Annotated in this window: 11 protein-coding genes and 1 pseudogene; 9 read left to right on the plus strand and 3 right to left on the minus strand. The window is 60.9% G+C overall.

What is annotated here, in order from left to right; translation table 11 throughout:
- Positions 1 to 245, minus strand: a 245-nt coding sequence (locus QRN33_RS23545) for a hypothetical protein (protein WP_285410425.1), incomplete at its 3' end; no start/stop codon positions are given.
- A gap of 394 nt (positions 246 to 639) precedes the next feature.
- Between QRN33_RS23545 and QRN33_RS23550 the strand changes: the two genes are divergently transcribed.
- Entirely contained in the window at positions 640 to 1,158 is a 519-nt protein-coding gene (locus tag QRN33_RS23550; RefSeq protein ID WP_285410427.1) for a GNAT family N-acetyltransferase, read from the plus strand.
- A 1-nt stretch (position 1,159) separates the two neighbouring features.
- Here QRN33_RS23550 and QRN33_RS23555 read toward each other — a convergent pair whose 3' ends face one another.
- Positions 1,160 to 1,852 carry an aspartate/glutamate racemase family protein gene (locus QRN33_RS23555; RefSeq protein WP_285410428.1) on the minus strand — a complete coding sequence of 231 codons (693 nt, stop codon included), beginning with the start codon at positions 1,850 to 1,852 and terminating at the stop codon, positions 1,160 to 1,162.
- A gap of 136 nt (positions 1,853 to 1,988) precedes the next feature.
- On the opposite strand from QRN33_RS23555, the gene QRN33_RS23560 reads away from it, so the two are divergent.
- The 3 genes from QRN33_RS23560 to QRN33_RS23570 all read left to right on the plus strand — a co-directional run bounded on the left by QRN33_RS23560 (position 1,989) and on the right by QRN33_RS23570 (position 4,669).
- Positions 1,989 to 2,480: a hypothetical protein gene (locus tag QRN33_RS23560; protein ID WP_042609846.1), complete on the plus strand. Its 492-nt coding sequence runs from the start codon at positions 1,989 to 1,991 to the stop codon at positions 2,478 to 2,480.
- A 407-nt stretch (positions 2,481 to 2,887) separates the two neighbouring features.
- Positions 2,888 to 3,862: a hypothetical protein gene (locus QRN33_RS23565; RefSeq protein WP_285410431.1), complete on the plus strand. Its 975-nt coding sequence runs from the start codon at positions 2,888 to 2,890 to the stop codon at positions 3,860 to 3,862.
- 129 nt (positions 3,863 to 3,991) lie between these two features.
- Positions 3,992 to 4,669: a DUF3313 domain-containing protein gene (locus QRN33_RS23570; RefSeq protein WP_042609848.1), complete on the plus strand. Its 678-nt coding sequence runs from the start codon at positions 3,992 to 3,994 to the stop codon at positions 4,667 to 4,669.
- A gap of 138 nt (positions 4,670 to 4,807) precedes the next feature.
- Here the strand turns inward: QRN33_RS23570 and QRN33_RS23575 are convergent.
- A pseudogene (locus QRN33_RS23575) lies at positions 4,808 to 4,894 on the minus strand (YciI family protein); the annotation flags it as partial.
- A 243-nt stretch (positions 4,895 to 5,137) separates the two neighbouring features.
- On the opposite strand from QRN33_RS23575, the gene tpx reads away from it, so the two are divergent.
- The 5 genes from tpx to QRN33_RS23600 all read left to right on the plus strand — a co-directional run bounded on the left by tpx (position 5,138) and on the right by QRN33_RS23600 (position 14,931).
- On the plus strand, positions 5,138 to 5,638 hold the full coding sequence (gene tpx / locus QRN33_RS23580; protein WP_039760445.1) for a thiol peroxidase: 501 nt from the start codon (positions 5,138 to 5,140) through the stop codon (positions 5,636 to 5,638).
- 174 nt (positions 5,639 to 5,812) lie between these two features.
- On the plus strand, positions 5,813 to 7,117 hold the full coding sequence (locus QRN33_RS23585) for an MdtA/MuxA family multidrug efflux RND transporter periplasmic adaptor subunit (RefSeq protein WP_285410434.1): 1,305 nt from the start codon (positions 5,813 to 5,815) through the stop codon (positions 7,115 to 7,117).
- The gene (locus QRN33_RS23590) at positions 7,114 to 10,215 is read left to right on the plus strand and encodes an MdtB/MuxB family multidrug efflux RND transporter permease subunit (protein ID WP_042609850.1); all 3,102 of its coding nucleotides are present in this window, start codon (positions 7,114 to 7,116) and stop codon (positions 10,213 to 10,215) included. The genes QRN33_RS23585 and QRN33_RS23590 overlap by 4 nt, the downstream gene beginning before the upstream one ends.
- A 142-nt stretch (positions 10,216 to 10,357) precedes the next feature.
- On the plus strand, positions 10,358 to 13,465 hold the full coding sequence (locus QRN33_RS23595) for an efflux RND transporter permease subunit (protein WP_285410436.1): 3,108 nt from the start codon (positions 10,358 to 10,360) through the stop codon (positions 13,463 to 13,465).
- Entirely contained in the window at positions 13,462 to 14,931 is a 1,470-nt protein-coding gene (locus QRN33_RS23600) for an efflux transporter outer membrane subunit (RefSeq protein ID WP_285410438.1), read from the plus strand. The genes QRN33_RS23595 and QRN33_RS23600 overlap by 4 nt, the downstream gene beginning before the upstream one ends.
- Positions 14,932 to 15,119: the final 188 nt, after the last annotated feature.

Below are 15,119 nucleotides of genomic sequence, written 5' to 3' on the forward strand. Positions count from 1 at the left end.
TCATCAACGATTTCCACCGCTATCTGCAGATCGGAGTCCCGCAAGATGCGCAACGAGTCGCGGTTACCCATCGTCCCCCAAGGCCCGGCCTGGCAGAGCAGGCCCTGACGAGGAAAGTTGAGCTTCGCCGCGGCGAGATTGATGCCCCACCTCAGGGGCGTCGATGACACTGGACCCGTACGGCCGGGGATTTTGAGTTCCTGTAGCAGCTGCGGAGCGTCGTTGATTGAGTCGTTGTCGGACATGCTGGCCACTCCGTGGGCTTGAGCGATGGAGTGATTGAACGGCTAAAAGGGAGATTGCGCACCTGTCAGATCTGACAGGTGCGGGCGGAAATCCGACGGGTGGTGCACTTATCGAGCAGGCTCGCCTGCGAAGGCATGGGCGGTTGCAGCGCCTTACCCGGCGCCTGTCCCGAGCAAGGTTGTGTAGCCTGAAAGGCGAGTCGGCAGCTGTCTTTGAACATCGGAGTTTAAGAGGAAAAAATTGGCGACCGTACGGCAGACGTTTTCTGCCGGGCAAGAGGCGTTGGTGGTGAGGCCGCTATCGCGAGCAGGCTCGCTACCAAAATTTCATCTCGCCAGATTCCGGATCAGCGGTTTAGAGTGACCAGCCATACCTTGATCACGGACCGATCCCATGGCAGACCCGACCCCCACCGTCCACCTCGAACGCTCCAGCGATTTCCACCTCGAAGGCATCACCGCGCTCTACAACGACCCCGCCGTCGCGCGGCAGGTGCTGCAGATGCCGTTTCAGGCGGTTGAGGTCTGGCGCCAGCGATTGCAGGCCGACAACGAGCGCGCACTGAAGCTGGTGGCGCTGCACCAGGGTGTTGTGGTCGGCAATCTTGGCCTGGAGGCCTATTCAAGGATGCGCCGCGCCCACGCCGGCAGCATCGGCATGGCCGTCGCAGTGGCATGGCAGGGCAAGGGTGTCGGTTCGCAGTTGTTGGCGGCGGCGCTGGATGTTGCCGATAACTGGATGAATCTGCATCGCGTCGAACTGACCGTGTATGCCGACAACGAAGCGGCCATCGGTCTCTACCGCAAATTCGGTTTCGAGACCGAAGGCCTGTTCCGCGACTACGCCGTTCGCGATGGGCAATGGGTCGACACTCTGAGCATGGCCCGTCTGCGCAGTCGTTCGAAAGACTGACTCAGTCGCCCAAGGCGAACGCCACCGCCGACTGTGCATGCAGTTCGGTGGTGTCGAGCAGGGGCAGGGCGCTGTGTTCGGGTTTAATCAACAGGCCGATTTCCGTGCAACCGAGAATGATGGCCTGCGCACCGCGCTTGGTGAGGGATTCGATCACCCGCCGATAGATTTGCCGCGACTGTTCATTGATCACGCCGACACAGAGTTCGTCGTAGATGATCCGGTGCACATCCTTGCGCTCTGTTTCGTCCGGCACCAAAACGGTCAAGCCTTGGGCAATCAAACGCTGCTTGAGGAAGTCCTGTTCCATGGTGAACGCGGTGCCGAGCAGCCCGACCGTGCGCGCATCGATTTCGAGTGCAGCCTGTGCGGCCGGTTCGGCAATATGCAGAAACGGAATACTGATCGCCGCCTGAATCTGCTCGGCGACCTTGTGCATGGTGTTGGTACACAGCACCACGCATTCGGCGCCACCGGCTTCAAGCCTGCGCGCGGCATCCACCAGAATCGCCGCCGCATCGTCCCAGCGCCCAGCGTGCTGGGCCTGTTCGACCGGGCCGAAGTCGACGCTGTACATCAACAGCTGCGCAGAGCGCAAAGGGCCAAGACGATCACGGACTTGCTTATTGATGAGTCGATAATATTCGGCGCTGGATTCCCAGCTCATACCGCCGATAAGGCCGATGGTGCGCATGCGGTGCTCCTGTGTTGATGGGGCTTTGCGGTGAGTGTCGTTTGGATCGGGAATTTGATCCATCAAAAATTTACGCCTGCCGTTGCCACGCATCTGCCATGCTCGGTGTCCGCAGCACTCTTCAAGGAACACCGCCATGAACGACGTACAGCAACTGGGCGAAATGCTTCGTCACTATGCCGAGAGCGAAGCGCACAAGAAGCAACTGTTCACTACGCAATCGGCCGCGTGGGCCACTCGGATTGGTGCGTTGTTCGACCAGATCGAGCAATGGCTTGAGCCGGTCAAGGCGCCGAATCTGCTGGAGGTGAGCCGCGAGACCTACGTCGCGTCCGGGCCGAGCGTGCCAGTGGAGACCTCGACCTTCATGACAGAGAAGCTGAGCATCGTGATTGCCGGTAAGCCAGTGGAGTTCGTGCCGGATGTGATGGGCAGCGGCGGGCAGATTTCGCTGGCGGTGATGGGGCTGACGGCGGCGCGGTACGGGAGTATTTCGCTGGTCGGGTTGGCGGATGGCGCGTGGCAGTGGCGCAAGACCAATGGGCTCAAGGATCCGGATACCTTTGCTTTCGACGCCAATTTCCTCGCCCAGCAATTGCAGGGGTTGATTCCTCGGGATCGCGGTTAAGATCAAAAGCTTACCCCCTCACCCCAGCCCTCTCCCCCAAGGGGGCGAGGGGGAAAGGGGGCAGACCGAGTGCTGTTCAAAACCAGAGTTCGACGCGATATCCCAATTCGATGTAACTCGAACAAACACCCGGGTCAGTCCCCTCTCCCTCTGGGAGAGGGCTAGGGTGAGGGCAGTCCACTGACACACCTCACATATCCGGATTCACCCACCCCGGCTTCACTTCCTCCGACGCCGCTTTCGCGAGCAGGCTCACTCCTACACGGATTGACGCGAATACCGGGGAAACCCTTAGGTTCGCCGCTAATGCGGCATTTCTCCTTGGGTCACTGATGGCCTTTTGGTAGAGTCGCCGTCGCCAGCGGGTTTTCGGCTGGACGATGGAACCGAAGAAGGGAGTCTTATCAGTGAGTCCGAGCAAAAAAATCCTCGGTCTCACGGCGTCGCTTTTGCTGCTGACGCTGTGGGCCAGTTACTTTTATGTATTCAAGGAAAACCGCAACGGCCAGCTCGGCAGTGTCGGCGAAAGCACCGCGTGGTGCGGCACACCTCCGACCAGCGAAGCGGCGTTGCTGGGCAAGGATCAACTGACCTTGCGCGTCACCAACAACCTGCGTGGCGAATTCATGGTCGGCGGTTCGGTGGTGGTCTCCGAACGCACCTTCAACCGCTACGACCTGGGCCGCAACGAACTGCGCCTGCGTCTGGAGCCGCTGCAATGGTCCTTCGGCGTCACGCCAATCTTCCTTGAGCAGGTCAAGGTGCAGCCGCTGAGCCGCAACCTCTCGTCCACCAACAAAAGCGCATTCGCCGAGCTTGAGCCACGGCCGATCGGCGTGCACGCCCAGACCGCCGCGTTCCCGTTCGACACCTATCGCTACGGTTACAAACCGGTGCTGTATTACCTCAAGGGCGGCGAGCGCGTCGACCTGCGCTTCAAGAACATCACCACCCTGATGGAGATGTCCAACACCTTCACGCCGATCCAGAAGTACAACCGCGCCGATTACATCAACGAGAAAAACTCGATGATCCGCGACGAGGATTACAAACCTTACGGGGCGCACGAATGCGCGTTCAGCGTCGAGCGCAAAGGTTCGTTCAAGGTCGTGGTGTTGTTGCTGCTGCTGGTGCTGTGCCTGCCGTTGATGCTGGTGTTCTACCGCGATGAGCCGGGAATCGACTTTCTCGCGACGCTGGTGGGAATTGCGGTGGTGCGCACATTGCTGATCGGGCCGGTGGAGGATTTCCAGCTGTACAACATCGATTTTCTGTTCGGTGCGGCGATTTTGCTGGCAGGGACGGTGTCGCTGGTCAAAGCGATGCGCGCCAACAGCCGGCGGGAGATGGCACTGCGCAGTGGAGAGACATCGTCCTGGTAATACCGGTTGGCGAGGCACTCGCGCTGTCGGATGTGAACTTTGTAATTGGCCATCGCATTTGCCGGGGTTTTGGCTATACCTGTATTTCCCCTATGCAAAATGTCTTGGCCTTCTCAAAGGAATTACAGCATGAAGCTAGCCGTCATGATGGGCACGCTGTGCATTGCCACCCTCGGCGTGGTGGGTTGCTCCAGCAAAACCGTCGAGCCTGACCAGTATTCCGGCTTTCTCAAGGATTACAGCCAACTGAAGGAGGCCAAGTCACCTTCAGGTGCCGAGGTGATGCGCTGGATGGACCCGAAACTCGACATCAACAAATTCACCAGCGTTTACGTGGAGCCGAGCCAGCTGTATCCAAAGCCGCAAGCCACCGAGAAAATCCCCCAGCAGACGCTCAACGGCATCACGAGTTATTACGATCAGGCGCTCAAGCGCGAACTCGGCAAGTCACTGCCGTTGGCCGCAGGCCCCGGGCCGGGTGTGATCGTGGTACGGCCGGCGATTACCGCGGTCAGCAGCAAGACCGAAGGCCTGCAAGTCTATGAGGTGATCCCGATTGCACTGGTCGCCGCAGCGGTGAGCACGGCCAGCGGTATCCGCGACCAGGAAACCACGCTGGCGACCGAAGCGGTGTTCATGGACGGCGCGACCAATCAGGTCATCGCGCAGGTGGTGCGCAAGGGCACCGGCAAACCGCTGGAAAACGCTTCCCAGGTGATGAAAGCCGATGACATGAAAGCGGTGATCGATGGCTGGGCGAGCGACCTGCACCAGTCGTATTTGAAACTGAAGGCGGAAGCCAAATGATGCCGCGGGGCTGATGGCCTCTTCGTGAGCAGGCTCACTCCCACAGGGATTGGTGCCGGGGTCGGGACTATCGGTACGACACCGGACAGTGTGGGAGCGAGCCTGCTCGCGAAGGCGGCCTGGCAGGCACCAACCATTTCAGCTTTTTTTCGCTTGCTCGCGGATGCGCTCTTCCTGCTCGCGCAAATCCGGCGTCAGTAACGCGCCAAAATCCTCAGCCGAAATATAAATCCGCTTTTCTGTAGGAGTGAGCCTGCTCGCGATAGCGTTGTGTCAGCCAATGTAGATGGCACTGATAGACCGCTATCGCGAGCAGGCTCACTCCTACAGGGGATCTCTAGTGGGTTGTATACAATCGTGTGGGCCAGCACCCAACAATTTCCAACAGGGCATAGGTCGTCAGCCGATTTCGTGGTTAACTTCCGCTTCTTGCACGCTTTCCAATCACCCATCAGAAGGACTCAAGTCATGGCTCAAGTCACCCTCAAAGGCAATCCGGTTCAAGTCAACGGCCAGTTGCCACAAGCCGGTTCCAAGGCGCCAGCCTTTTCCCTGGTAGCCGGCAATCTGTCCGACGTCACCCTGCAAGACTTCGCCGGCAAGCGCAAAGTCCTGAACATCTTCCCAAGCGTCGACACCCCGACCTGCGCCACTTCCGTGCGCAAGTTCAACGCTCAGGCCAACGACATCAGCAACACCGTGGTGCTGTGCATTTCCGCTGACCTGCCGTTCGCCCAGGCGCGCTTCTGCGGTGCCGAAGGCCTGGAAAACGTCCAGAACCTGTCGACCCTGCGTGGCAGCGAGTTCATCGAAAACTACGGCGTCGCCATTGCTGACGGCCCGCTGAAAGGCCTGACCGCTCGCGCGGTTGTGGTGCTGGATGAAAACGACAACGTCCTGCACAGCGAACTGGTCAAGGAAATCGCTGAAGAGCCTAACTACGAAGCGGCACTGTCCGTTCTCAAGTAAGGCTTTTACAATTGTTAACGGCCTGGCCCTGTCCAGGCCGTTTTCATTTGTGTATCAGGGTTTTGCCTTACACCTTGAAACGTAAGTGGAAGGTAAATTGCCGGTAAAGCTGCTTTGCTTAAATCCACTCAGTGCTTATCGTTCAGCCTCCCGTAATAGAAGCCCACGCGCCCAATGGTCAATTACTCCATGCAATCGTCCCCCCGCAAGTCCCGTCGCTGGCTGATCAGCCTGCTTGTCCTGTTGGTGATCGCCGTCCTGTGCTGGAAATTCTGGCCCGCCGGCTCTGCTGACAAGGCGGGCGGCGACAAGGCGACTGCCGGGCATACCGGGCGCTCGGGGATGGCGCGCCCAGGCTTCGGCGGGGGTACCGGTCCGATTCCAGTGCGCGTGGCGCCGGCGGTGAAAGGCGACTTCCCGCTGTATTACAAGGCGCTGGGCACGGTCACGGCGCTGAACACCATCAATGTTCGCAGCCGGGTGGGCGGTGAACTGGTCAAGATCCATTTCGAGGAAGGCCAGATGGTCAAGGCGGGCGATTTGCTGGCCGAGATCGATCCGCGTCCTTACCAGAACGCCTTGCTCCAGGCTGAAGGCACGTTGCTGCAGAACCAGGCCCAGCTGAAAAACGCCCAGGTCGACGTCGAGCGCTATCGCGGTCTGTATAAAGAAGACAGCATCGCCAAACAGACCCTCGACACCGCCGAAGCGCTGGTCGGCCAGTACCTGGGCACGGTCAAGACCAATCAGGCGGCGGTCAACGACGCCAAGCTCAATCTCGAATTCACCAAGATCCGCGCGCCGATTGCCGGCCGCGTCGGTCTGCGTCAGGTCGATGTCGGCAACCTCGTCGCGGCCAACGACACCACCTTCCTCGCAGTGATCACCCAGACGCAACCGATCAGCGTTGCCTTCACTTTGCCGGAAAACAGCCTCGACACCGTGCTGGCCCGTTACCGCAGCGGCGCCAGGCTGCCTGCCGAAGCCTGGGACCGTGGCGACACCAAGTTGCAGGCCACCGGCGTGCTGCAAAGCCTCGACAACCAGATCGACGTGGCTACCGGCACGCTCAAGTTCAAGGCTCGCTACGATAACCGCGACCAGTCGCTGTTTCCCAACCAGTTCGTCAACGTCCACCTGCTGGCCGACACGCTGAAAGGCGTGGTGCTGGCACCGTCCGCCGCTATTCAGTTCGGCACCAACGGCACCTTTGTCTATGCGCTGGACGGCGACAAGAAAGTCACCATTCGCCAACTGAAAATCGGTGCCAGCGACGGTGACAATACCGTGGTCACCGAAGGTCTCGCCGCTGGCGATCGCGTGGTGCTCGAAGGCACCGACCGCCTGAAGGAGGGCAGCGAAGTCGAAGTGGTCAATGACAGCAGCGAAGTGCCAACCTCGCCGACCGAACACCTGCAAGGCAAGTCCGCCGCCAATCCGGACGCGACCAGCGCTGACAAGGCCAAGAAGGGCGCATGAACATCTCGCGGCTGTTCATTCTCCGTCCGGTAGCCACCACCCTGAGCATGCTGGCCATTGTTCTGGCCGGCCTGATCGCTTATCGCCTGCTGCCGGTTTCGGCCTTGCCGCAGGTCGATTACCCAACCATCCGCGTCATGACCCTGTACCCGGGCGCCAGCCCTGACGTCATGACCAGCGCCGTCACCGCGCCGCTTGAACGCCAGTTCGGGCAAATGCCCGGTCTCACGCAAATGGCTTCGACCAGCTCCGGCGGCGCTTCGGTGCTGACCCTGCGTTTCAGCCTCGACATCAACATGGATGTCGCCGAGCAGCAGGTGCAGGCCGCGATCAACGCTGCGACCAATCTGCTGCCGACCGACCTGCCGGCGCCGCCGGTGTACAACAAGGTCAACCCGGCGGACACCCCGGTGCTGACCCTGGCCATCACCTCGAAAACCATGCTGCTGCCCAAGCTCAATGATCTGGTCGATACGCGCATGGCGCAGAAAATCGCCCAGATCAGCGGCGTCGGCATGGTCAGCATTGCCGGCGGTCAGCGTCAGGCCGTGCGGATCAAGGTCAACCCCGAAGCGCTGGCGGCCAACAGCCTCAACCTGTCGGACGTGCGCACGCTGATCGGCGCTTCCAACGTCAACCAGCCGAAAGGCAACTTCGATGGCCCGACCCGGGTGTCGATGCTCGATGCCAACGACCAGCTGACCTCGCCCGAGGACTACGCCAACCTGATCCTGACCTACAAAAACGGCGCGCCGTTGCGGCTCAAGGACGTCGCGGAAATCGTCGATGGCGCTGAAAACGAGCGCCTCGCCGCGTGGGCCAATCAGAATCAGGCGGTGCTGCTGAACATCCAGCGTCAGCCCGGTGCCAACGTCATCGAAGTGGTCGACCGCATCAAGGCCTTGCTGCCGAGCATCACCGACAACCTGCCGGCCGGCCTCGATGTCACTGTGCTGACGGATCGCACCCAGACCATCCGCGCCTCGGTCACCGACGTGCAACACGAACTGCTGATCGCCATCGCGCTGGTGGTCATGGTCACGTTCCTGTTTCTGCGCCGCGCCAGTGCGACGATCATCCCGTCAGTGGCCGTGCCGCTGTCGCTGATCGGTACCTTCGGCGTGATGTACCTCGCCGGGTTCTCGGTGAACAACCTGACCCTGATGGCGCTGACCATTGCCACCGGTTTCGTGGTCGACGACGCCATCGTCATGCTCGAGAATATTTCGCGCTTCATCGAGGAGGGCGACAGTCCGATGCAGGCCGCGCTCAAGGGCGCGAAACAGATCGGTTTTACCCTGATTTCCCTGACCCTGTCGCTGATCGCCGTACTGATTCCGCTGCTGTTCATGGCCGACGTGGTGGGGCGCCTGTTCCGCGAATTCGCCATCACCCTGGCCGTGGCGATCCTGATTTCCCTGGTCGTGTCGCTGACCCTGACGCCGATGATGTGCGCGCGCCTGCTCAAGCGTGAACCGCAGGAACACGAGCAGGGCCGGTTCTATCGTGCCAGCGGTGCGTTCATCGACTGGATGATCAACGAATACGGGCGGATGCTGCGCTGGGTGCTCAAGCATCAGCCGCTGACCTTGCTGGTCGCGATCGGCACACTGGCGTTGACCGTGTTTCTTTATGTGATCGTGCCGAAGGGCTTTTTTCCGGTGCAGGACACCGGGGTGATTCAGGGCATTTCCGAAGCACCGCAGTCGATATCCTTCGCGGCGATGGGCGAGCGCCAGCAGCAACTGGCGAAGATCATTCTCGAAGATCCTGCGGTGCAGAGTCTGTCGTCCTACATTGGTGTCGACGGCGACAACGCTACGCTCAATAGCGGCCGTTTGCTGATCAACCTCAAGCCCCATAGCGAGCGTGATCTGAGCGCCGGTGAAGTGATCACGCGCCTGCAACCGCAACTGGACAAACTGGTCGGCATTCGGCTGTTCATGCAGCCGGTACAGGACCTGACCATCGAGGATCGGGTCAGCCGCACCCAGTACCAGTTCAGCATGTCGTCGCCGGATTCCGAACTGCTCAGCCAGTGGAGCGGTCGTCTGGTCGAGGCGTTGGCGCAGCGGCCGGAGTTGACCGACGTTGCCAGTGATCTGCAGGACAAAGGCTTGCAGGTCTATCTGGTGATCGACCGCGACGCCGCTTCGCGCCTTGGCGTGTCGGTGGCGAACATCACCGATGCGCTGTACGACGCGTTCGGCCAACGACAGATTTCGACCATTTACACCCAGGCCAGCCAGTACCGCGTGGTGCTGCAAGCCCAGGCGGGGGAGAAGATCGGCCCGCAGGCGCTGGATCAGATTCACGTCAAGACCACCGATGGCGCGCAGGTACGTCTGTCGAGTCTGGCGCACGTCGAAGAACGTCAGGCGCAATTGGCGATCACCCACATCGGCCAGTTCCCGGCGGTGATGATGTCGTTCAACCTCGCGCCTGGCGTGGCGTTGGGGCATGCCGTGGACATCATCGAGCAGGTCCAGCAGGACATCGGCATGCCGGTCGGCGTGCAGACTCAGTTCCAGGGCGCGGCGCAGGCGTTCCAGGCGTCGCTGTCGAGCACCTTGCTGCTGATTCTGGCGGCGGTGGTAACCATGTACATCGTGCTCGGCGTGCTCTACGAGAGCTACATCCATCCGATCACCATTCTCTCGACCTTGCCGTCCGCCGCGGTGGGTGCCTTGCTGGCGTTGCTGCTCAGCGGCAACGATCTAGGGATGATCGCGATCATCGGCATCATCCTGCTGATCGGTATCGTCAAGAAGAACGCGATCATGATGATCGACTTCGCCCTCGACGCCGAACGTACCCAGGGCATGGCGCCGGCGGAGGCGATCTATCAGGCGGCGCTGCTGCGCTTCCGACCGATCCTGATGACCACGCTGGCGGCGTTGTTTGGCGCGGTGCCACTGATGCTGGCCACCGGTTCCGGGGCTGAGTTGCGTCAGCCGTTGGGTCTGGTGATGGTTGGCGGTTTGCTGGTGAGCCAGGTGTTGACGCTGTTCACCACGCCAGTGATTTACCTGTACTTCGACCGCCTCGGAAGGCGCTTTGGCAAGGCCAAGGCTGATGGTGAAGAGGTCGCGGTATGACTGGCGGAACGCAAAACTTGTGTAGGAGTGAGCCTGCTCGCGATGAGGCCGGCACCTGCACCATCACGGTAGACAGACACACCGCTATCGCGAGCAGGCTCACTCCTACAGGGGATTCGCGTGAAGTTGGGGATCGCGTTCGATGAATCTTTCAGGCCCTTTCATCAAGCGCCCAGTCGCAACCATGCTTCTCTCTCTGGCAATCATGTTGCTCGGCGGTGTCAGTTTCGGTCTCTTGCCGGTATCGCCGTTGCCGCAGATGGATTTCCCGGTGATCGTCGTCCAGGCCAGTCTGCCGGGCGCCAGTCCCGAGGTCATGGCTTCGACGGTGGCGACGCCGCTGGAGCGGTCGTTCGGTGCGATTGCCGGCGTCAACACCATGAGCAGCCGCTCCAGTCAGGGTTCGACGCGGGTCATTCTGCAATTCGACCTCGACCGCGACATCAATGGCGCGGCGCGGGAAGTGCAGGCGGCGATCAATGCCTCGCGCAATCTGCTGCCAAGCGGGATGCGCAGCATGCCGACCTATAAAAAGGTCAACCCGTCGCAGGCGCCGATCATGGTGCTGTCGCTGACTTCGGATGTGCTGGAAAAGGGCCAGCTCTACGACCTGGCCTCGACCATTCTTTCGCAAAGCCTTTCACAGGTGCAGGGTGTCGGTGAAGTGCAGATCGGCGGCAGTTCGCTGCCCGCGGTGCGCATCGAACTCGAGCCGCAGGCGCTGAACCAGTACGGCGTGGCCCTCGACGATGTGCGCAAGACCATCGCTGACGCCAACGTGCGCCGGCCCAAGGGCTCGGTCGAGGACGGTCAGCGTTTGTGGCAGATCCAGGCCAACGACCAGTTGGAGAAAGCCAAGGATTACGAGTCGCTGATCATTCACTACGCCGACGGCGCCGCGCTGCGTCTCAAGGACGTGGCGAAAGTCAGCGATGGCGTCGAAGATCGTTACAACAGCGGTTTCTTCAACGATGACGCGGCGGTTTTGTTGGTGATCAACCGTCAGGCCGGCGCCAACATCATCGAGACGGTCAACGAGATCAAGGCGCAATTGCCCGCCCTGCAAGCGGTGCTGCCGGCCAGCGTCAAACTCAATCTGGCCATGGATCGCTCGCCGGTGATCAAGGCCACGCTGCACGAAGCCGAGATGACCTTGCTGATCGCCGTCGCCCTGGTGGTGCTGGTGGTGTACCTGTTTCTCGGTAACTTCCGCGCCTCGCTGATACCGACCCTGGCGGTGCCGGTGTCGCTGGTCGGCACGTTTGCAGTGATGTACCTCTATGGTTTCTCGCTGAACAACCTGTCGCTGATGGCCCTGATCCTGGCCACCGGTCTGGTGGTGGACGACGCCATTGTGGTGCTGGAAAACATTTCCCGGCACATCGACGAAGGCGTGAAACCGATGCAGGCCGCGTATCTCGGCGCCAAGGAAGTCGGCTTCACCCTGTTGTCGATGAACGTGTCGCTGGTGGCGGTGTTTCTGTCGATCCTGTTCATGGGCGGGCTGGTCGAAAGCCTGTTTCGCGAATTCTCCATCACCCTGGCGGCGGCAATTGTGGTGTCGCTGGTGGTTTCCCTCACACTGACTCCGATGCTCTGCGCGCGCTGGCTCAAGCCACACACGCCAGGGCAGGAAAACCGTCTGCAACGCTGGAGTCAGAAGACCAACGACTGGATGGTCGGCAAATACGCCACCAGCCTCGACTGGGTGTTGCGTCATCGGCGTCTGACCTTGCTCAGCCTGCTGCTCACCGTCGGGGTCAACATTGCGCTCTATGTGGTGGTGCCGAAAACCTTTCTGCCGCAGCAGGACACCGGCCAGTTGATTGGATTTGTGCGCGGCGACGACGGTCTGTCGTTCAATGTCATGCAGCCGAAAATGGAAACCTTCCGCCGCGCCGTGCTCAAGGATGAAGCGGTGGAAAGCGTGGCCGGGTTCATTGGCGGCAACAACGGTACCAACAACGCTTTCATGATCGTGCGCCTGAAACCGATCAAGGAGCGCCAGCTGTCGGCGCAGAAAGTCATCGAGCGTCTGCGCAAGGAAATGCCCAAGGTGCCCGGGGCGCAGTTGATGCTGATGGCCGACCAGGACCTGCAATTTGGCGGCGGCCGCGAGCAGACCAGTTCGCAGTACACCTACATCCTGCAAAGCGGCGACCTCGCCGAGCTGCGCAAGTGGTTTCCGAAAGTGGTCACCGCGTTGCGGGCCTTGCCCGAGCTGACCGCCATCGATGCCCGCGAAGGTGCCGGGGCGCAGCAGGTGACGTTGATTGTTGACCGGGATCAGGCCAAACGCCTCGGGGTCGATATGAACATGGTCACCGCCGTGCTCAACAACGCCTACAGCCAGCGGCAGATTTCGACGATCTACGACAGCCTCAATCAGTATCAGGTGGTGATGGAGGTCAACCCGAAATACGCCCAGGATCCGGTGACACTCAAGCAGGTCGAAGTGATTACCGCTGACGGCGCGCGGGTGCCGCTGTCGACGTTCGCCCATTACGAAAACAGTCTGGAAAACGACCGGGTCAGCCACGAAGGCCAGTTTGCTTCCGAGAGCATTTCCTTTGATATGGCCGAAGGCGTGACCGTGGAGCAGGGCAGTGCTGCCATTGAACGGGCGATCGCCAAAGTCGGCCTGCCGGAAGATGTCATCGCGAAAATGGCCGGTACCGCTGACGCCTTTGCGGCCACACAGAAGAGCCAGCCGTTCATGATCCTCGGTGCATTGCTGGCGGTGTATCTGGTGCTCGGTGTGCTGTATGAAAGCTACATCCACCCGCTGACCATCCTCTCGACCTTGCCTTCGGCCGGGGTCGGCGCGCTGTTGTCGATTTACGCGCTGGGCGGTGAGTTCAGCCTGATTTCCCTGCTGGGAATATTCCTGCTGATCGGCGTGGTGAAGAAAAACGCCATTCTGATGATCGACCTCGCGCTGCAACTGGAGCGGCATCAGGGCCTGTCGCCGCTGGAGTCGATTCGCAGCGCCTGCCTGCAACGGCTGCGGCCGATCCTGATGACTACGCTGGCGGCGATTCTCGGTGCCTTGCCGCTGCTGCTCGGCCGCGCCGAAGGGGCGGAAATGCGCCAGCCGCTAGGCCTGACGATCATTGGCGGCCTGGTGTTCAGCCAGGTCCTGACCCTTTACACCACCCCGGTGGTTTACCTCTATCTCGACAAGCTGCGCCATCGTTTCAACAAATGGCGTGGCGTGCGCACTGATGCCGTTCTGGAAACTCCGCTATGACTGACCGTTCGCTTATCCAATTGGCCACCGCACGCGGCTCGCGCCTGTTGAGCCTGTCGTTGTGCGTGGCGCTGATCAGCGCTTGCGCCGTCGGCCCGGACTACCAGCGTCCGCAAACCGCCGAAATCGCTCAGTTCAAGGAAGCCGAAGGCTGGCGTCAGGCCAACCCGAGCGACTCGCTGGCTCGCGGTGCCTGGTGGGAGTTGTACGGCGATCAGCAGCTCAACGCCTTGATCGATAAACTCAACAGCGCCAACCAGACCGTCGCCCAGTCCGAAGCGCAGTTCCGTCAGGCGCAGGCTCTGGTGCGCAGTGCGCGCGGGGCGTTTTACCCGAGCGTCGACCTGAGTCTGGGCAAGAACCGTTCGAGTCAGGGCACCGGCAGCAGCAGTTCGAGCCTGAGCAGTTCCTCAAGCGGTATTCGTGACACTTATACCGCGCAACTGGGCGTCAGTTGGGAAGCCGACGTGTGGGGCAAGCTGCGCCGTGGGCTGGAGGCCGATGAGGCCAATGCCCAGGCGAGTTTTGCCGATCTGGCGGCGATGCGTCTGAGCCAGCAATCGGAACTGGTGCAGAACTACCTGCAACTGCGGGTCATCGATCAGCAGAAGCGCCTGCTCGAGGCCACCGTTGCCGCGTACGAACGCTCGCTGAAAATGACCCAGAACCAGTACCGCGCCGGGGTTTCCGGGCGCGATGCGGTGGCGCAGGCGCAAACCCAGTTGAAAAGCACCCAGGCCGATCTGGTCGATCTGATCTGGCAGCGCGCACAGTTTGAAAACGCCATCGCGGTACTCACCGGCGAAGCGCCAGCGAACTTCAGCATCGCCGAAAGCCAGAGCATCCCGAACCTGCCGCAAGTACCGCTGAGCCTGCCTTCGCAGCTGCTGGAACGCCGTCCCGACATCGCTGCGGCCGAGCGCTCGGTGATCGCCGCCAACGCCAACGTCGGCGTGGCGAAAGCTGCGTATTACCCGGACCTGACCCTGAGTCTGAGCGGCGGCTACAGCAGCAGCACGTCGAAAAACCTGATCAGCCTGCCAAACCGTTTCTGGTCGGTCGGCCCGCAGCTTTCCTTGCCGTTGTTCGACGGCGGCATTCGTTCCGCCGAGGTCGACCGCAGCGAAGCGGCCTATGACGAAACCGTCGCTCGCTACCGCCAGACCGTGCTCGACGGCTTCCGCGAAGTGGAAAACTACTTGGTCCAGCTCAAGGTGTATGAAGACGAAGCAGCGGTGCGCCAGGAAGCACTGGACGCCGCGCGCGATTCCCTGCGCCTCACCGAAAACCAGTACAAGGCCGGCCTGATCGCCTATATCGACGTGGTGGTGGTGCAGGCCACGGCGCTGAGCAACGAACGCAGTGTGCTGAATATCCTGCAGAACCGACTGATCGCCAGCGTGCAACTGATTGCCGCACTCGGCGGCGGTTGGGACGGCCAACTCGACGTCAGCGATAACCGCTGAACGTGTAGGAGCGAGCCTGCTCGCGAAAGCGGTGGGTCAGTCGAGCGAAATGCTGGCTGTGCCGACGCCATCGCGAGCAGGCTCGCTCCTACAGGGGATCTGTGCCTGGCGCGGGATTACCGGTAACACAGGCCAATGTAGGAGTGAGCCTGCTCGCGATAGGAGTAAGTCAGCCAGCATTTCACTCG

The organism is Pseudomonas sp. FR229a, from assembly GCF_030209115.1.
Taxonomy (GTDB): Bacteria; Pseudomonadota; Gammaproteobacteria; order Pseudomonadales; family Pseudomonadaceae; genus Aquipseudomonas; species Aquipseudomonas moraviensis_A.